Source organism: Rhizobium sp. 007 (genome assembly GCF_015353075.1).
Classification (GTDB): Bacteria; Pseudomonadota; Alphaproteobacteria; order Rhizobiales; family Rhizobiaceae; genus Rhizobium.
In genome coordinates this window covers 2,885,047-2,902,110 of record NZ_CP064187.1, presented here as the reverse complement: position 1 = coordinate 2,902,110, position 17,064 = coordinate 2,885,047, and the positions used below count along the sequence as shown (strand labels likewise).

At 58.6% G+C, this 17,064-nt stretch carries 17 protein-coding genes and 2 pseudogenes; 9 read left to right on the top strand and 10 right to left on the bottom strand.

Annotation, left to right across the window (positions count from 1 at the left end):
- The first annotated feature begins 75 nt into the window (after positions 1–75).
- Positions 76–429 (top strand): metalloregulator ArsR/SmtB family transcription factor, encoded by a 354-nt coding sequence (locus tag ISN39_RS14365; protein ID WP_194727974.1) that lies wholly within the window; start codon positions 76–78, stop codon positions 427–429.
- Positions 426–953 (top strand): arsenate reductase ArsC, encoded by a 528-nt coding sequence (locus tag ISN39_RS14360; protein ID WP_194727973.1) that lies wholly within the window; start codon positions 426–428, stop codon positions 951–953. The genes ISN39_RS14365 and ISN39_RS14360 overlap by 4 nt, the downstream gene beginning before the upstream one ends.
- 24 nt (positions 954–977) lie before the next feature.
- Here ISN39_RS14360 and ISN39_RS14355 read toward each other — a convergent pair.
- The 3 genes and pseudogenes from ISN39_RS14355 to ISN39_RS14350 form a co-directional block, all read right to left on the bottom strand.
- A pseudogene (locus ISN39_RS14355) lies at positions 978–1,484 on the bottom strand (chromate transporter); the annotation flags it as partial.
- Positions 1,485–1,628: 144 nt separating this feature from the next.
- Positions 1,629–1,682, bottom strand: a pseudogene (locus ISN39_RS36365) (PadR family transcriptional regulator); the annotation flags it as partial.
- Between the two features lie 204 nt (positions 1,683–1,886).
- The gene (locus ISN39_RS14350) at positions 1,887–3,779 is read right to left on the bottom strand and encodes a PhoX family phosphatase (RefSeq protein WP_194727972.1); all 1,893 of its coding nucleotides are present in this window, start codon (positions 3,777–3,779) and stop codon (positions 1,887–1,889) included.
- Between the two features lie 563 nt (positions 3,780–4,342).
- Here ISN39_RS14350 and ISN39_RS14345 point away from each other — a divergent pair.
- From ISN39_RS14345 to ISN39_RS14335, 3 genes are all read left to right on the top strand, one after another.
- Entirely contained in the window at positions 4,343–4,888 is a 546-nt protein-coding gene (locus ISN39_RS14345) for a DUF1269 domain-containing protein (protein ID WP_074069475.1), read from the top strand.
- 108 nt (positions 4,889–4,996) lie between these two features.
- Positions 4,997–6,022: a PHB depolymerase family esterase gene (locus ISN39_RS14340; protein ID WP_194727971.1), complete on the top strand. Its 1,026-nt coding sequence runs from the start codon at positions 4,997–4,999 to the stop codon at positions 6,020–6,022.
- Between the two features lie 318 nt (positions 6,023–6,340).
- Positions 6,341–6,682 carry a hypothetical protein gene (locus ISN39_RS14335; RefSeq protein WP_246763218.1) on the top strand — a complete coding sequence of 114 codons (342 nt, stop codon included), beginning with the start codon at positions 6,341–6,343 and terminating at the stop codon, positions 6,680–6,682.
- 240 nt (positions 6,683–6,922) lie between these two features.
- Here ISN39_RS14335 and ISN39_RS14330 read toward each other — a convergent pair whose 3' ends face one another.
- The gene (locus ISN39_RS14330) at positions 6,923–8,374 is read right to left on the bottom strand and encodes a CHAD domain-containing protein (RefSeq protein WP_246763217.1); all 1,452 of its coding nucleotides are present in this window, start codon (positions 8,372–8,374) and stop codon (positions 6,923–6,925) included.
- Positions 8,375–8,610: 236 nt separating this feature from the next.
- Here ISN39_RS14330 and ISN39_RS14325 point away from each other — a divergent pair, with 236 nt between their 5' ends.
- Positions 8,611–9,000, top strand: a complete 390-nt coding sequence (locus ISN39_RS14325; protein ID WP_348651958.1) for an NUDIX hydrolase — start codon at positions 8,611–8,613, stop codon at positions 8,998–9,000.
- A 306-nt stretch (positions 9,001–9,306) separates the two neighbouring features.
- On the opposite strand, the gene ISN39_RS14320 is transcribed toward ISN39_RS14325, so the two are convergent.
- From ISN39_RS14320 to ISN39_RS14295, 6 genes are all read right to left on the bottom strand, one after another.
- Positions 9,307–9,516 (bottom strand): hypothetical protein, encoded by a 210-nt coding sequence (locus ISN39_RS14320; RefSeq protein WP_194727968.1) that lies wholly within the window; start codon positions 9,514–9,516, stop codon positions 9,307–9,309.
- 701 nt (positions 9,517–10,217) lie between these two features.
- Entirely contained in the window at positions 10,218–11,945 is a 1,728-nt protein-coding gene (locus ISN39_RS14315) for a Na/Pi symporter (RefSeq protein WP_194727967.1), read from the bottom strand.
- Positions 11,946–12,046: 101 nt separating this feature from the next.
- The gene (gene pstS, locus ISN39_RS14310; RefSeq protein ID WP_194727966.1) at positions 12,047–13,141 is read right to left on the bottom strand and encodes a phosphate ABC transporter substrate-binding protein PstS; all 1,095 of its coding nucleotides are present in this window, start codon (positions 13,139–13,141) and stop codon (positions 12,047–12,049) included.
- 388 nt (positions 13,142–13,529) lie between these two features.
- Positions 13,530–14,201: an RES family NAD+ phosphorylase gene (locus ISN39_RS14305; RefSeq protein ID WP_194727965.1), complete on the bottom strand. Its 672-nt coding sequence runs from the start codon at positions 14,199–14,201 to the stop codon at positions 13,530–13,532.
- Positions 14,198–14,722 carry an antitoxin Xre/MbcA/ParS toxin-binding domain-containing protein gene (locus ISN39_RS14300; RefSeq protein ID WP_194727964.1) on the bottom strand — a complete coding sequence of 175 codons (525 nt, stop codon included), beginning with the start codon at positions 14,720–14,722 and terminating at the stop codon, positions 14,198–14,200. The genes ISN39_RS14305 and ISN39_RS14300 overlap by 4 nt, the downstream gene beginning before the upstream one ends.
- A 411-nt stretch (positions 14,723–15,133) precedes the next feature.
- Positions 15,134–15,487 carry a MarR family transcriptional regulator gene (locus ISN39_RS14295; protein ID WP_194727963.1) on the bottom strand — a complete coding sequence of 118 codons (354 nt, stop codon included), beginning with the start codon at positions 15,485–15,487 and terminating at the stop codon, positions 15,134–15,136.
- A 93-nt stretch (positions 15,488–15,580) separates the two neighbouring features.
- Between ISN39_RS14295 and ISN39_RS14290 the strand changes: the two genes are divergently transcribed.
- The 3 genes from ISN39_RS14290 to ISN39_RS14280 are packed head-to-tail and all read left to right on the top strand — an operon-like array spanning position 15,581 to position 17,064.
- Positions 15,581–16,102, top strand: coding sequence for a hypothetical protein (locus ISN39_RS14290; protein WP_194727962.1), 522 nt, complete (start codon positions 15,581–15,583; stop codon positions 16,100–16,102).
- Between the two features lie 3 nt (positions 16,103–16,105).
- Positions 16,106–16,768, top strand: a complete 663-nt coding sequence (locus ISN39_RS14285) for a transglycosylase SLT domain-containing protein (RefSeq protein WP_194727961.1) — start codon at positions 16,106–16,108, stop codon at positions 16,766–16,768.
- Positions 16,765–17,064: a TrbC/VirB2 family protein gene (locus ISN39_RS14280; protein WP_133940766.1), complete on the top strand. Its 300-nt coding sequence runs from the start codon at positions 16,765–16,767 to the stop codon at positions 17,062–17,064. Before ISN39_RS14285 ends, ISN39_RS14280 begins: the two co-directional genes overlap by 4 nt.

Below are 17,064 nucleotides of genomic sequence, written 5' to 3'. Positions count from 1 at the left end.
TGAGATTCGTTAACTTCACGTCGCACTTATTCCGAAGAATATTGACTCTATCGATATATCCGGCAATCTGGATATATGGAACAAGAAAATGCGATCCTTGCCTTGGCCGCCCTCGCTCAGCCGACGAGGTTTCAGGCCTTCAATCTGCTCGTCCGGCACGAACCCGACGGACTCCCGGCGGGCGATGTCGCGAAGACGCTCGCGGTGCCGCAGAACACGATGTCGTCGCATCTGAGCATTCTCGCCCGTGCAGGGCTTATCCGTCCCGAGCGCCGCAGCCGCCTCGTCGTCTACCGGGCGGACATCGCGGCCTTGCGCGAGCTTACCCTCTATCTCGTCAAGGATTGCTGCGGAGGCAGGGCCGAGCTCTGCGAGCCGCTGATCGCCGAACTCTCACCATGCTGTCCGCCACTAAAGGTGTCCCCATGACCAAGACGAAATTCAATGTTCTTTTTCTCTGCACCGGAAATACAGCCCGTTCGATCATTGCCGAAAGCGTCCTGAGAAAGGATGGTGCGGTGAAGTTCAATGCCTACTCCGCGGGCAGCTTCCCGAAAGGAGAGGTGAATCCCATCGCCATCGAGACCCTGCGGGGTCACAACTATCCGGTTGACGGCCTGCGCTCGAAGAGCTGGGACGAGTTCGCAACCAAGAACGCCCCGCAGCTCGACTTCGTCTTCACCGTCTGCGACAACGCGGCAGGCGAGGCATGCCCGGTGTGGCCGGGTCAGCCGATGACCGCCCATTGGGGCCTCGATGATCCGGCGGCGGTCGAAGGGACCGATGCCGACAAGCGGGTCGCATTCGCCCAGACGCTTCGCTACATGAAGCTGCGCATCGCCGCCTTTGCTGCACTTCCAGTCGAAAGTCTGGAACGGCTGAGCCTCTCGGCCAAGCTTCACGAGATCGGTCAGATGGAAGGCTCCAGTTCCAAAAGACCGGACGTCGCATGAGCAGCTGACGATCTATGTCCTGGTGATCTGGCCAGTGGCCCCCGCAGCGAAAACGACGATGACGACAGCCGCGAGCGCGATGCTCGCGCGTTCGCGGTCAGGTGTCAGGCTCTTCGCCATGCCCCATACCGCCTGTGCCACGACCGCAACGGCCACCATCTTCAGACCATGCAGCAAGCCCGTGCCAATTGGCCCCTCAAATGCCGTCGCCGCCATTGCAAAAACCACCAGTAGCACCGCAGATGGCAACGTGAACGCGACCCGGGCGGCGAATGAGCCAAGCGGGCCGTCCCGCAGGAGGCCGAGCGCGCGATCCCAACCTGACTTGAGGCGGGCCCGGAAGAAAGCATAGCCGGCTTCGTCGATCCACCTGCGGCGCACGACCAGTTCGTCGTGGAAATAGCCGAGACGGGCGATCGGTCCGGCGAAGGATGTCAGGCCAAGCTTTAGGAATGCGAAGAAGACCTCGGCCGGCGTGCCATTTGGACGCCTGGTTGCCTCTTCATGAAGTGCTTCCGCCGACGACTTCACGAAACAGCTCCCTGGCCTTTTCCCTGGCCATCTCCAGAGCTGCAACGCCGTACGGCGTCGCGTTGTAAATCCTGCGGTGTGTTCCGTCACGCGTTCGGTTCGCGAGGTGAGGTATCCCTTCTTCTCCATGGAGTGCAGCATCGGATAGAACGTGCCGGCGGAGACCTTGTAGCCGCGGTGCGCGAGTTCCTGGATCATCCAGAGAACCATGCAGATCGCCTCTCGGCGGATTGAAGAAGGCATTCGGTGACTACGAGAAGAAAAACGAGGCCGCATGGCAGTGAGGATTGGTCCATTGGACTTCGATCTCGCTGCAAGGAGCGGATATCAACTGCGATTGAACGCATTAGAAACAAGAGGAGGCGCCGAAGTCGGCGCCTCCGTTGTCGAGAGACTCATCGATTAACCAACAAGCGCGTTGTCGTCGCGCTTGATCGCAACCACGGTCGAACGCGGCAGCTTGCTTTCGCCATCCGGGAAGGGTGCGTCGGGATGCTGGATGCCGACGAACACCGTCCGCTTGTCCGCCGACCAGGTCATACCAGTGACCTCTGCGCCTTTCGGGCCGGTCAGGAAGCGTTCGATGCGGCCGGTGGCCGGGTCACCGGCGAGCATCTGATTGTTACCCTGGCCGAGGAAATCGCCTTCGTTGGTGTCTTCACCGTCCGTCTGGATCCACAACAGACCGGTCGTGTCGAACATCATGCCGTCCGGCGAGTTGAACATGTTGCCGGAATTGATGTTGGACGAGCCGGCATAGGCGTCCTTGTGGACGTCCGGATTGCCGGCCATGACGAACAGGTCCCACTTGAACTTGCCATCGGCATGGTCCTCGTTTTCCGGATACCAGCGCACGATCTGGCCGTAGGCGTTTTTCTCGCGCGGGTTCGCGCCGCCGACCGGCATTTCGTCGCCACCGGCATTCTTCTTCACCCCGCGATTGGTATTGTTGGTCAGGGCGCAATAGGCTTCGATGGCGACCGGATTGATGGCGACCCATTCCGGGCGGTCCATGGTGGTGGCGCCGACCTTCGAAGCAGCCTGGCGCGTGAAGACGTAAATTTCGTCGGTCTTCATGCCGGTCGATTCCGGGGTGAGGGCCAGCCACTCGCCATTGCCGTCGTCGGAGAACTTGGCGACGTAAAGCGAGCCTTCGTCGAGTAGCTTGGAGGTGTCGCCGCCCGGAACGTAGATGCCGTTCGAGACGTACTTGTAGAGGAATTCGCCACGCTCGTCGTCGCCCATATAGACGACGACGCGACCGTCGCGGGCAATCACGACAGCGGCGTTTTCATGCTTGATGCGGCCGAGCGCGGTGCGCTTGACCGGCGTTGACGATGCGTCCGACGGATCGATTTCCACGACATAGCCGGCGCGGCGTGGCTCATTCGGGTTTTTCGAGATGTCGAAACGAGGATCGAAGGTCTCGTAGCCATAACGCGTTTCGGCTGCAATGCCGTAGCGCTTGAAGTCGTCGGGCATGGCAAAGTTCGGATCGGTGGAGCCGAAGTAGCCGTTGAAGTTTTCCTCGCAGGTGAGATAGGTGCCCCATGGCGTCTTGCCGGCGCCACAATTGTTGAAGGTTCCGAGACAGTCAGTGCCGTTCGGATCGGCTTCAGTCTTGATGAGATCGGAGCCCGCAGCCGGGCCGGAAATCTTTATGGGCGTCAGATGGGTGATGCGGCGATTGAACGGGCTGTCGAGCACGACTTCCCAGCCGTTGTTCCCCTCGGCGACTTCCATGACGGTGACTCCCTGCAGGTTCTGCAGAATCTTCACGTCGTCGGCGCTCTTCGGCATGCCCTTTTCATTGTTCGGAAGATTGGTTTCGTTGTTCACGTATTCATGGTTTACGGCGATCACCTGATGGTCACCGATCACGAACAGTTCCATGCCGTCGGTGTTTTCGCCGAAGACCTTGTCGGAATTCTCGACGCTGACGCCGTTGGCCGGGTCGACATCCGGAACGTTGGAGAACAGCGGTTGGCCCCACTTGGCGAACGGCTTCCATGAATAGCCTTCAGGGACATGCACAGTGTTGTCGGTGAAGACCGGGATCGGCTTGAACGCAAAGCGCGAAGCGGCTTCCTGCGCTTGGGCCGAGGTGGAGGACGTCAGATTGCCGAGCGTCCCCATGGCCGCAGCAGCGGAGCCTATGGCCAGGATGCCCCTGAGGAAGCCGCGGCGCGAGATGGCCGATTCGACGACTCGGTCGAAATCGGTTTCGGCCGGGGGCGGATTCTGCAACTCGTCCCATTCGTCCCAGGACAACTTGCTTGTGTCGATATCAGTCATGGCGGTTCTCCATCGTTGCTTTTTGAAACAATTCCAACAAGAGGTGTCTCTGGAAAATCACATCCAAATGACTAGCGAGCTGCTGTTGCTGTTAGGGCCGAGACCGATTTGAAGGGCAGATTCGTGTATATCAAAACCGCTTCCAGCTATCTCACCGTCGCCAGCCTGTGGATGAGGCGATGATCGTGACCCAACAATAGTACTTCGCTTTAGCCAAAATGGCTTCAGCCATCGCACTGCGCGCGGAATTGCGGCGAGAAAGAAGAGTACGCGATGAGTCCCGTCCTGCATCGAAAGCCCTTCGAATACCGATATCGGAAATCGATAAATCAATGCCGAGGTTCGATGACAGTTTTATGAAGCCGAACAGCAGGAGTTGGGAGGAGTTTGATCGCTGTCTTACCTTGTTGCAGCATATTGCCTTGTGGCTCGAAGTATCGAAGGACAATTCCGCGCCAACTTCATCGCTGCAAGGCGCAGCAAGCAGCCGACTCGATGCACAGACATGGACGAAATCCACTTGGCTGCTATGTCCTGTCGGGATACCAACGCGGAGAAACTCGATGTCAGAACTCGTAGTGCTCGGTTTCGATACCGCCGACAAGGCGGACGCCATTCTCAACCGGCTTGTCCAACTCGAGAAGGAATACCTTGTCGATCTGGAAGACGCCGTCGTCGCAGTCCGCGACAGTTCGGGCAAGGTCCGCCTGAAGCAAAGCATCAATCTTACCGCGGCCGGCGCGACTAGCGGCGGCGTTTCTGGTGCTCTGTGGGGATCGCTGGTCGGTCTCCTGTTCCTCAACCCGCTGGCGGGCATGGTCCTCGGTGGCGCCTTCGGCGCCGGCTCGGGCGCGCTTGCCGGTTCAATAACCGACTATGGGATCGACGACGATCTCATCAAGCGGCTGGCCGAAGCGATCCCCGCCAGTAGCTCGGCGCTGTTCCTTCTCGTCCGGAAGGCGCAGCCCGAGAAGGTGCTGGAAGCATTCAAGGGTGAGCATGCCAAGGTCCTGCGCTCGTCGCTGTCGCCGGAGCAAGAGGAGCGCCTACGTCAGGCCCTCGCTGCCGAACCGCTCGTCCCATCCGCTCCGCCTTCGTCTAACGTCTGATGGCTGCTGGACCATTGCGAATAGCGTTAGAAGTTTGAAGCTTGTCTGTCGATGGTTGCCTTTGGCGACGGGAGAAGCGTCGAAGACCTCGTGGTAAGGACGTAGCCGGTGAAGGTGCGATTTGCGAAGTCTTTCTCGCGATTATTGAAGACGCAAAAGAAGTTTCAGAGCCTCTTCGAAAAGGCTTGGAAAAGTTCGCAGACGAAAACGAGATCCACGTCGACCAGATCGAAAAGCGGCGCAAATCCGCTCCTTAGGGAGGTGGTCGGCTTCGGCAGTAACCCCGGACGCCTTGGAATGAAACTTTTTCTTCCGAAGCGGTTGCCAGCAAAGCCGCCGCTCGTCGTGATCCTTCATGGCTGCCGGCAGACGCCTGAGAGCTTCGACGCTTCAAGCAGATTTTCCAGGCTCGCTGCCCAGCGCGGATTTGTCCTTCTTTATCCGCAACAGACGAATGCCAACAATCCCCATGGCTGCTTCAACTGGTTTCGGCCAAGCGCCGTGGCGCGCGACCGCGGCGAGCTGATGTCTGTCCGGCAGATGATCGAACATGCAATTGAGCGCCACCGGATCGATCGGTCCCGGGTCTACATTGCGGGGTTATCTGCGGGGGGAGCAATGACATCGGCCCTTATCGCAACATATCCCGGCCTCTTTGCCGGGGGCGCGATCGTCGCCGGAATGCCCTTTGGAACAGCAAGGGACGCAGTATCCGCTTTGCGTGCGATGAAATCCGGCACCGCGCCTCCACCGGGCGGATGGGGCAGCCCAGTCAAAGCGGCTTCGCCTGCGCAGAGCGTATGGCCACCGGTCTCCATATGGCAAGGAACAGAAGACCGCGTGGTGAAGTCCGTTAACGCGAAGGCATGCGTTGCCCAATGGCTCGAGGTCGCCGGCATCCCGGAAGAAATGCGCCGCACAGTTGTCCAGCCCTGGGGTACGCTTGTCCGGTGGGAACAAGACGGACGTTTTCGGGTGTCGCTCTACTTGTTACAGGGGTTTGGCCATGGGCTTCCAGTGCGGGATCTCGGGAAAGGCCGGGGACGAAAGCTCGATCCCTATGTCCTTGACGCGGGTATTTCCGCTCCAGCCGAGCTCATGCGTCTGTGGGGTTTGAAACGGTTCGTTCCTTGAACATGCCCGCTGCCTTCCTGTTCGGGTCCAGATGGATTGGCTGCCGGCGTAAGCCGGATCTGAAGGCGCCGGCCTTTATCGCTGGGGTATGGGCAAGCGGAACTCCTGGGGCTCATCGCTGGTTGATATGATTGAGTTGGCTTCAATTGCGTTCATGCGGTCATGAAACAAATCGCAGCGTAGCCGAATGATGTTACGGCGACACGGTGACGTCATCTGGTCTCGGCGAGAGTTCGTGCTGGTATTGCGCGCGGTGATTTATTGTGTATGACGGTTTTGCGACAGACATTGTCGCTACGACCTTGGAGGGAGGGAACCGTGAGCGAAAAACGGAAACGAGTTTACGAAGCGCTTCTGGATGGCGCCACAGAAGGTCTTTCCGGCAAGGAGCTTTACGATTTTGTGCTGCAGCGCTGTCCCAAAGCCACCAGCAAGAAGATTGTGCGTGCCTCGCTTCTTGCTCTTTCAGATCCTCACGTGAAGGATCGGAATGTTCTGCATACCATTTACGCGCTTGCGATAGCGCACAGAATGGATGAGGTCGGGTCGGCGAGTGACCCCGATGATGAGGAAGATCCTACGGAAAAGAGCCCGGTTCTGCGCAAGCTGAAGAAGAAGGCCGCATCCGCTTCGGTGCCTCGTGAAGCAACTCCGAATTGAACTTGGCACCTTGATTGTCCAGCACCAAGAACAAGATATTCGCCTATAGCTGCTATATTCGGGAGGACTGATCATTCTCCTCGCCAGTTTCAAGCTAGAAGCAACATATCACTGTTTCATTTCGGGAAGCGACACGGAACTGTCACGGTAACCGAATAGAGTGCTTACATCTGGTTGGGCGTTTTTCCCCCTTGACCAGACCGCTCTCTTGCCCGCCGCCGGCGGGCTTTTTTTCACCATTCAACGCCAGAACCTTTTTGCATCCACGACGTCGTCGAGCGCCGTCTGTGCTGCATCGATCAAGTCTTGCTTGTCGGCATGCGAGATGACCGAGCTCGCAGCCGGATGATCTTCCAGACCATGCTTCTTCAAGACGCTTGGCCCTGTTGCGAGGTCGTTCAGAGCGCCAAGGTGATCCTGCAGGTCGCCCATCGCCGAAATGAACCGCTTGTGGCGGCGCACGCCGCGTTTGTCGGGAAAGAGCGAGCCGAAGAACTCGGCTGCATACCTCAGTTTCTTAGCATCCTTACGGGCCTCGTGACGTTGTTCGTCGTCAACCTGTGCAAGGGCACGGCCATGCTTCTTGAGCTTCTTGCGCATCCGGTCGAGCGCCTGACAGGCGAAGTCGACGGCCGTCCCATTGCGATCATCGGCGATCTCCGGCCGGTCGAGGTACTCACCGCAGTGAAGCCATTCGTTGAAGTCGAGCATCAGGGAACGGGCGCGCGAGGACTGAAGGGCGTCGACGACGTCGTCATAGGCGGCGTTGCGTGCACTCTTCAGCCGGTCATGCATGTCGTCATCCTTGGCCTTGACGAGGAGAACGTCCAGGTTTCGGGCGTCGCCTAGTGTTCCTGCCAGCCACCGGAGCTCGTCCTTCAGGCGCTCTGCTTCTGCATCGGCAAGCAGCGGCTTGTAGAGTGAAAAGGCAGAGCGGAGGCGTCTCAGCGCCACGCGCGACTGATGGAGAGCCTCAGCATTCCTCCGGCAAAGGAGCACATCCTCATTCAGCCTGAATTGCCGGAAGCAGGATTGCGCGATGGTTTGAAAGGATCTGACCGTGTTCATGTTCCGGTCCAGATCGATGGGTTCTGCCTTGAACATGAACTGCTGCGGCCCGATGAGCTGATAACCACGGCCCGCCTTGGACTGAACGCCGAAACGAACGGGCGCAACGGCTTCGATCCGCCTTGCGAGAACGAACAGATTTTGGTGGTCACCGTCCTTCAGCTCAAGCTCGACCTCGCAGATTGGTGTTCTCCGCTCTCCCGAGATCACGGTTCCCTGGTCCACGACCACCTCGATCTGTGATCCGTTCTCGCTCGGGTTCCAGACCCGTCTGTCAACCTGGACATCGAACTGGGGAGCGACGTCAAGGTCAGGTCCGAACTCGGTTTGCAGCGGACTGGAATGATCTAACTGGGGCGTGTTCGCGGTTAAAGGAGTCTCCCACTCCGACCGTGCGAAGAGAGAGGCGCTTGATCCTGTCGCCTTTACCGTCTGCATCAAGGCCTCGCCGGTGCGGCGGATACGCAGGGTGAAACCTGCCTTGAAGAGCTGATGGTCGGCCGTGTCGAAGTATGTCGAGTGCTGGCTGAGGACGTCTTCGGGCTCTCCGAGAAATTCGGAAGCGAGCAGCTCTTTGACCGCTTCGGGTGACAGCTCGAGTTTCAATTCGATTTCGGCAGCCAAGGATGATCTCCAAGGTTCGTTCGAAGCCAGCAGATAGTTCAGCCGTGTCACGGTATCATGAAGGCGACATCTGAGCATGTCATTATAGCGGAAAAGGTCGATCTTGCCGAGGCTGGATTCGAGTTGACCCGTTCACCAGGGTGCCGTCCGCTTGACGAGCATGCGCCCATCAAAGGACGACGATGTTACAGGATCGATCGCTATCGCAGCCGGAAACACCTGCGGACGTAGACGATGTGCACCAGGCCGGCGCCGTCTGTTTGCGCCGCGACAGGAAAGGTCAGATCAGGGTTCTTCTGGTGGGCAGCCGCCGCAGCGGACGTTGGGGCCTTCCGAAAGGGCATATCGAGCCTGGTGAGAATTCAAGATCCGCGGCACAACGCGAGGCGTTCGAAGAGGCTGGCGTGACCGGCGTCGTCTCTGACGAGGTCTTCGGAACCTTTACCTATTTCAAGGACGGCAGCCGTAACCGCTATCGGGTGAAAGTCCATTTGCTTGAGGCGCTGTCTGTCGCCAAATCCTTTCCTGAAAAATCCGTCCGTAAGACGCGCTGGTTTTCAATGAAGGGCGCCATTCGGGAAGCGGGTCAACCCGGATTGCAAAAGCTGCTCCAAAAACTTCTATGATGCGCAACAGTGGTGCTTCGCGTTGCTGAAATCAGAAATCAGCCAGAAGTATAATTCATGTTCAATGATGCTTTGATTTCAATGAAGGGCGCCACGCTTTCTGCTCAGGCTTCCTGGACGCGCGACCAGTGGCACCGAATGTGATCTCGGTCGAGGACCAGAGAACGCGACTTACGCCTGGTCACGAGCGAGGCATAAGTTTTCGCACAGATGACACCACTGCCGACAAAACGTCGCCGGGAAATCCAGCAGCCTCGAATTGTTATTGCAGCGAGGGAGAGCTAATGCGGATTTTGGTCCCGCGTTTCAAAGATCGCAGGTTGGTGGTTTGCGAGACGCGCTACACTTCGCGGACATCAAAAGGTCAAGGTCGGTGGCGGATGGTCCGAACTTCTCGTAGAGGCGCTTTGCCTCTTGCTCATCGAGCCGGTATTTCCTGGCGAATTCGTTCACATTGTATGGCCGGCCGCGCAGAACCTTTCGCAGCCGCTTCTCCGCATTCAAGACATTGGTCATGATGTCCTCCTCCGACATCCCCGAGGGTGCGCATATCGGCGGTGAAAGAGTTGGCTGGCGCCAATGCCCCAGCCTGAACGCCACTCACGCGATGACGTCACCAACGCATCCGCTGACTGATTGTTTCATCTCATGCGTTTAAGGCGGCCTTGGATCTGCCATTCGAGGCGAGTCTGTCGACCTGAGGAGACCAAACAGGATCAGGCGCGAGGCGATTGCGATGCGTCGCAAACCAAGCGGCTTCATGCCCGTTCACGCTGCCGTTCGATCTGCATCTGACTTCCCACATCGACCGAGCCGCTGAGGGTGGCTGCATTTCAAACCTTCTCCGCGACTGCAGTCACGGGGTTCTTCCGCAAACTGACGACCTTATGCATTGCAACAAGCCGCACATGAATGTGTATCGGTAGTGGACGAGCGCGGTATTTTTCTTTGGGAGGGCGGCGCTGGCGGTGTTGAAATCTTCGATGGATTCTTCGAACGCCAAATCGCCTTCGCGCTGTTTTGTTCGTGGGCGTGAAGCTGCGATCTGAGCAACGGCAGGTCGCTCAGATCGTCGGATATCGGAGCGCAGTTTGTTGCAGAGCCTGGAATGAATCCCTGAGCAAATTGGCGCAAGTCTCTTTGAAGAGGTCGCGGCCGCTAACGCACTTCACGAAATCACGCGCGAGACATTGGCTAGCGCGTCACGAAGGTGAAGATCACTCGGCCGGCATGGGGCTGAAACCACCCTCGTTCAGCGGCCGGGATTGCTCTTGCTTCTGGGCCGCACGCGCAAGAACGTTCTGCCGGTTGACCGACTTCCGCTCGGCATCGATGCGGCGTATGAGCAGTTCGGCGCGCTCGATCGAGCCGAGAAGGGCAAGAATCGTCCCTCGTTCACCAGCGCCGGCATTGGGGCCAAGCGCCAGCGTGCGAGCACGGAGCTCCTCCACCTCGGAATAGCTGACATGGCCGGCAGGCATGAGAGGATTCTTGATGCCGTGGTCCGGCATGATTTCTTGCAGCGCTGCATCCAGCTTGTTGAGCGCCTGATTGACAATCTCTTGCGCCGGTTGGCTGAACTTCTCGCGCCTTACGCGTCGGGCGACCTGATGCATGGATTCCGTCAGCGCAGCCGTAAAGTCGGCTTCTTCGATCAGGCTGGCGACCAAATCGAGTTGCTCGTAGGGAAGGTCCTCTTTCATCAGCGACGCAGTGTAGGCTCGGATATCCCGGCTGAGAATATCGGTGGCGAGATAATGCTCGCCGGGATCGGACGGCGCTGTCTTTTCCGACCGGGCGATGTTGAGAAACATAGCGCCCGCTTCCAAATGGCGGGCGGTTTCCTGCTGGACGGCCGGAATGGCTTTGGCGAAATCACCAGCCAGCTTTCGGTCGAGGAATTTCGGGGTCGAGTAGTCCTCGATGTCTTCTGCGTCGGTGCGGCCGACACGCAATAGCACGCGCTCGAACACGCTAATGAAGGGAAACAAGATCAGCATGTTGAAGACGTTGAAGAAAGTGGAGAACAGGCCGACGGCGACCGGCACCAGAGGGAAGGTTTCCTTGCCATCGACGGCTACCGGGATCGACGGATCCCCGCCGAAGAACTGCATCGCCCAGCGCAACACCTCGATCGACACGAAGAACAGCGGGATGGTGATGCACACGCCGATGATGTTGAACGAGATATGCGCGTAGGCGGCACGCTTGGCATTCTTGGAAAGATTGAGCGAGGCGATCCAAGAGGTGATGGTAGTGCCAAGGTCAGCGCCGAGTGAGAAGGCAACGGCGGTGGTCCAATCGAGGATGCCGGCGGCGCCAAGCCCCATGACGATGCCGATGGTAGCGGAAGAAGAATGGATCATCGCGGTGACGAGTGCGGCGATAAGAACGCACTTCAAAAGGTTGAAATAGGAGTCGGCGGTCAGTGTGGACAAGAGATCCATCACCTCCGGCATGTTGCGCAAGGGACGCAGACCACCGGTCATCAGATTGAGACCGTAGAAGATTAGCGCGAAGCCCATGCAGGCGAGCGCGATATTGCGAACCTTCTCGCTCTTCGAGAAGCAATAGACCAGCGAGAAGATGCCGGCGAGGATCAGGCCGAGTGGCCCGAGGGGCAAAGCGATCAGGCCATTGCCGAGGGTCGTGCCAATATTGGCGCCCATGATGACGCTAATGGCCGGCCGAAGTGCGACTACACCGGCGTTAACGAGGCCGACCACCATGACTGTCATGGCCGTCGAAGACTGGATGACGCCGGTGATCAAAGTTCCAGCCAAAACGCCCTTGATCGGCGTACCGGCAGCGCTCGCCAAAAAAGCGCGCATCTTCGCGACCGAAAGCGCTTGGATACCGTTCGACATGAATTCCAGGCCAAGCATGAAGATGCCCAACCCGCCAATGACCGGCACAAGAATGTCCTTGAAGATATCGACGTTCATGCTGATTGCCCCCTGCAAGCGCCTGTTTCGGCGCGTCCAAATCGGCCGATCCTTCTATGATCCGGTCCCGTGGGTACCGGAAAATGCAGGAACCGGTATTCTCAGTTGCTCGCGCCCCGCGTCCTTGCCCAATATTGCTCGATCTGATCAACGAGCCGGGCCGGTACCGGCACGTAGCCGAGCTTGGTCGCGGCCGCACTATTCTTGAACGCCAGGCGGAAGAGGTCATGAACCCGGCCGAAACGATCCCCGGAGCGTCCGGCGACCGGAACGACGGCGAACGTCGCCGTTGTGATCGGATAGGCGTCTTTTCCCGGCAGATCAGTGAGCGAGACGTGGAAATGCTTGGTCTTGTCCCAGGCGACTGCGTTGACGGCGGCCTGCACGCCCTCGGCTCCCGGCTTGACGAAATTTCCGGACTTGTTCTGAAGCGAGGCGAAGGGGAGACCGGTGCGTTCCACCTGGCCGTATTCGGCGTAGGCGATGGCACCTTTGGTGCTCTTCACCGCCTGGATCAAATCCCGCGTGCCTTCCGCACCCGTTCCAACGGGCCAGGTGATGAGCATGTCGGCGCCGTGCACCTTGCTCCATTCGGCACTGATTGCCGAAAGATACTCCGTAAACACATAGGTGCTGCCGGAGCCGTCCGTGCGGTGAAGTGGGCTGATCTTAAGGTCCGGAAGCGAAAGATCGGGGTTCAGCGCCTTGATCGCCAAGTCTGACCAACGCTGGATCTTGCCAAGATAGATATCGGCAACGACAGGGCCCGATAGCCGAAGGCTACCTGCGGCAATACCATCGACGTTCGCGACAACTGCAACACTGCCGAAGACCATCGGAAACTGTTGACGGCCGTGCTTTTCGAGTTCGGCCGGGTTAACCGGTACGTCCGTCGCCGCAAAATCCAACTCCGGCTGATCGAGCCGCATGAGGCCGCCGAGCGAGCCGACCAGTTCGTAATCGACTGTCCAATCAGGAGAACTGAAATCTCCCCCATCGGCTCGGGCGACACGGTAATCTTCCGCCCATTGCGCCATGACGGGTGCGACAAAAGTCGAGCCAGCGCCGCGAATAGGTTCGGCCCAAACGTCCGTGGGGGTTGCCTGGGCGATCGCCAGCAGGCCGACAGCAGCAAGGATCCTGAGAGCGTCCTCCACTCCAGGACGCAGGGACCAAAAAACGTGTGATCTCAACATATCCGCCTCGCCGAGTTGTTACCACGTGCAGAAGTCAGATCCGGAGGCGTCGATGGCGAAGTAGCGCGCCTGGCTGCCTAGGGTAGCGGATGACTAACCGCCAGCACTACTTACTGTTATAGTTTGAAACATAGATGACAGCTTCGAGTTGACGGAGAATAGGTCTTCAATGACCGCGCGCTGATCATGCGGGTGGGCAGGTGACCTGACCGAAAGACACCGCATTCGATCCGTGTCCGCGCAGCGGACGATGCTTGCCCGATCATTTCCGGTGGGACGATGTCGCGGGACGAACTCGGGGAGGCTCTCGAAAGCGCCGTGTCCGAGGCGGATTGGGCAGGTCGATGCAATGTGCGCATTTCACCCCAAAGTCCCGAGGTTTCCGTCGTTAGGACGCGAGCCTTTGGACGTCAATGCGTCGATCGCCGGCGGAAATGGTGATCTCGAAGTGGTCGGCCTGCACGACGTTGCGAATGTTCCGCGGCCGGTGTGCGACAATGTTCACGCCGGCTCTGCGCCGCAGGCTGTCATAGAGGATGCCGGCCGCGCCGTTCGAACGCACTTGCTCACCAAGCGCTTGCGACGCGGCGTAGCTGGTGCCGTCATAGATCTCGGGCCGCAGCATCTGCTCTCCACGAATGTCGAGGTAATCTCCAAGCAGGATGGCCATGTAGCTTCGATAGGTGCGCGTCATCGTCGCCACACCGCGCGCAACAGCTTCGCGCCGAAGATGATGGCCAACCTCGGCTGCGGCTGTGCGGAGATCGTCGGCGGCATACCATGCGCCGAGCTCGGTGCCATTAAACCGCATTCCTCCCGGCGCAACATGGAGAAATGCCCCCATCACGATGCTGGAATTGGGAGTGCCGTAGACCCATTCGCCCTGGGGAAGTCGTTGGATGCGGTCGGCAACCAGACGGTCATTGGTCCATCCGGTAAGCTCCATCACGGCTTCGAGATCGGCCGCCGTCGCAACGGTATCAAAAAGCCCGATTGGCGGAAATCGTGATGGGATCAGCCGGTACGAAGGACGCGGCGCCTGAGCAAAACGATCAGTCACCGGAAGACGATGTCCCCGTCGTCGTAAGGTGTGAACGTTTCGTCCAGGATGTTCGGATGCATGTAGATGCCACCCCTTGCCGCATCGAGAAATCGACGAACTGTCATCAGGCCGTCCTGCGTTCCGCTCGTCAGGACGTCGAGCGGGGGGTGGCCGCCGAAAACAAGCGCTTCATGCGGCGTCCGCAGCCACGCAACGCCGAGGCGTTCATCGGCAAACAGGATCCCAAGCGCCTGATGAATGCCGAGCACGGCCGAGATCCGAATGAGGGTGTCGACGTCCAGCGTGAAGGCACCATGTTCGCGCGCTTGCTTGGCCCAGTTGTGATAAGTCGACCGGGACGGGTAACCCAGCACAAGCAAGCGCTGCTCTTCGTTCAGGCCCCAAAGATCGGCGATCGCTAGGAAGGTTCGCAGAGCCGGGGCGCTCAACCTTTTGCGGATTGCCGGAGCAAACCGGTCGGTTTCCAGGCGCTGCGGCTCGTGCCTGTCCTGTGGCTCGGTGCGTCGCGCGTGCGGCATAATGACCTCCAGTCTTGAACTAGACATAGCCCAAATCTGGACATACGGCAAGGTCAATTTGGAGCGTTGATGGATCGGCCAGCCTTGCGAGCGCCGGCAGACCGACGAATGCGCCACCCGCAATGGAGAAGATTTGGCGCCACATTTCAGAAGGAACTGCTTTGCGGGTGACGCCATGCAAAGGGCATAGCCAGCAATAGCGGCGGGAACCGCTAAGATCACGGCGATGGCAAGGCGCAGGATCGTTGAGCGAAGCGCGGCACAGAGGTAGGCAACGAAACCCTACGAGATCACGCCAGCGAGAAGCCCGACAATGCCCGCGCCGACTATCTGGCTCAGGTGACAAAGGCGAAGCAATTGCTCTTAATTAAGGCGCTATGAGTCGTCGGCGATGTCGCCTTGGGCAGGGTTTTAACTCCCCTGGAAGCTGCGAATTTTCTCCAGGATCTCCGGGGCGATCTCAAACCGTCGCGCCTTGCCGCGCCCCATCGAGTTCTTCACGAAGCTCTCCGTCAGGAGCCCGCGCCGAACCAACGGGTCTACCGTTTCGGTTACGCCGGTGCGCGTCAAACCCGTAGTTTCGACGATATTTGAAAGCGTTAGCGGCTGATGTCCCTGGTGCATGATGTAGAGGACACTCATCATGCCGATCTGCTTCAACCGCGACTGAGGCGTTTCATCCTCCAGCGGATTGTCAAAAATCTCGTGGAAGATGAAGGCTGAAAAGGCAAGGTTGTGCCATTGAACGTTGAGTGCTCTTGTCATCTGTTTAACTGCATAATATAAGGCTGTATAAATTTCCAGACGACACAGACGCCGGCGGGCATCGTTGGCGTGTTGATTGCGGAGGGACGGCTCATGAAAAACCTTCTGATCAGGACGTTCGTGGCTCTTCTCAATGCCTCGCCATCATATCTCATTTCAGGGAGTTATGCGCGGGCAGATGATTGGGGATGCGAGGTTATCCTATGCCTTTCCAATCCCGGCGGCGCAACGCAATTTACCGAATGCCGACCGCCGATTGAGAAGCTGTGGCGAGAACTTGCAAAGGGGAACGCATTCCCGAGCTGCAACGGCCATGGCTTTACGGCATCTGCGCCCGGATACGCCCCTTACTATTGCGACAAAGGCTACCGCATAACGACGCGATACAGTGATCGCGGACGGGAGGTAAGCTGCATCTCGACCACACCGCAGACTGTCTCAAACAATGAATGCTACTCAGAGAGCGTGCGCGAAGTTCATTCATCCGCCTGGCACTGGAATGACGGGCAGCGACAGTGCCGGCGCTACGTGACAATGCAGCCGCATATGCGCGCGAAGCCGCACTACGTCGACGTCACCATTGACGGGATCGGAAACCAAAGGGTGTGGTACTAAGCAATGCCAGTCGCCTTCGTCGATCTTGCGCAGGCATGCGCTCCCAACATTGCGATCGAGACGATTGCTGCAGTTGTTAGCCTGGAGAGTAGTTTTCAGCCCTATGCCATCCGCATCAACAGTGGCCCGCCGCTTTCGGATCGGCCGGCATCGAAGGCGGAGGCCATTGAGCTCGCCACTTCCCTTGTTGCGGCTCACCAGGACATCCAGATCGGTCTTGGCGGTCTCGGCTTGGAGGAACTGCACGAGCTGAAGCTTTCCATATCGGATGCGTTCGATCCCTGCATGAACCTCAAGGCCACCGCCACTCTTCTCGATGGGTATTATCGCCTTGCCTTGCGCGCAGGCGCCGATGCGGCGCAAGCGGAAAACATCATGCTTCAGTCTCATTACGGTCGAGACGATCCGTCGCTGGGCAAACTGGTCGGATATGACGAGCAGGTCCGCCAGGAAATGGTCCGGCTGTCCCCCAAACTGGCGTCGCTTTCCATTGCCGAGCCGCGCATGGAAGCTCGCTTCGAGAAGCCCGCAGACATTCAGGACGTGTCAGCGGTCGCAAAACGCCTTCCCCAAGCCGATGAGACCGCCTCATGGGACGTCTTCAATTCCCGGCGGCGATCTTCGGTTCTCGTGTTTCAGAATGATCGATCGGAGCAAAGTGAATGACTTCAAAATCCAGTCTTCGCCCTGTCGCTGCCTCTGCCTTGATGGCCGCAGCCATCGTTGCGTGCATGGTCGAACCGGCCTTCGCCCAGGCCGCAGGCATCGAAACCGTCCTGCAGAATATCGTCGATATGCTGACCGGCAACATCGCCCGCCTGCTCGCGGTCATCGCCGTAATCATCATCTGCATTGCCTGGATGTTCGGGTACATGGATCTGCGCCGTGCCGGCTACTGGATCATCGGCATCGGGGGGATCTTCGGTGCCACCGAACTGGTGAACACCATCGTTGGGAGCTGA

Bases quoted from the DNA above. Each gene is read 5' to 3' on its own strand.
- ISN39_RS14365 (WP_194727974.1), top strand. From the start codon at position 76: ATGGAACAAGAAAATGCGATCCTTGCCTTGGCCGCCCTCGCTCAGCCG.
- ISN39_RS14360 (WP_194727973.1), top strand. From the start codon at position 426: ATGACCAAGACGAAATTCAATGTTCTTTTTCTCTGCACCGGAAATACA.
- ISN39_RS14350 (WP_194727972.1), bottom strand. From the start codon at position 3,779: ATGACTGATATCGACACAAGCAAGTTGTCCTGGGACGAATGGGACGAG.
- ISN39_RS14345 (WP_074069475.1), top strand. From the start codon at position 4,343: ATGTCAGAACTCGTAGTGCTCGGTTTCGATACCGCCGACAAGGCGGAC.
- ISN39_RS14320 (WP_194727968.1), bottom strand. From the start codon at position 9,516: ATGACCAATGTCTTGAATGCGGAGAAGCGGCTGCGAAAGGTTCTGCGC.
- ISN39_RS14315 (WP_194727967.1), bottom strand. From the start codon at position 11,945: ATGAACGTCGATATCTTCAAGGACATTCTTGTGCCGGTCATTGGCGGG.
- pstS (WP_194727966.1), bottom strand. From the start codon at position 13,141: ATGTTGAGATCACACGTTTTTTGGTCCCTGCGTCCTGGAGTGGAGGAC.
- ISN39_RS14300 (WP_194727964.1), bottom strand. From the start codon at position 14,722: ATGCCGCACGCGCGACGCACCGAGCCACAGGACAGGCACGAGCCGCAG.
- ISN39_RS14295 (WP_194727963.1), bottom strand. From the start codon at position 15,487: ATGACAAGAGCACTCAACGTTCAATGGCACAACCTTGCCTTTTCAGCC.
- ISN39_RS14290 (WP_194727962.1), top strand. From the start codon at position 15,581: ATGAAAAACCTTCTGATCAGGACGTTCGTGGCTCTTCTCAATGCCTCG.
- ISN39_RS14285 (WP_194727961.1), top strand. From the start codon at position 16,106: ATGCCAGTCGCCTTCGTCGATCTTGCGCAGGCATGCGCTCCCAACATT.
- ISN39_RS14280 (WP_133940766.1), top strand. From the start codon at position 16,765: ATGACTTCAAAATCCAGTCTTCGCCCTGTCGCTGCCTCTGCCTTGATG.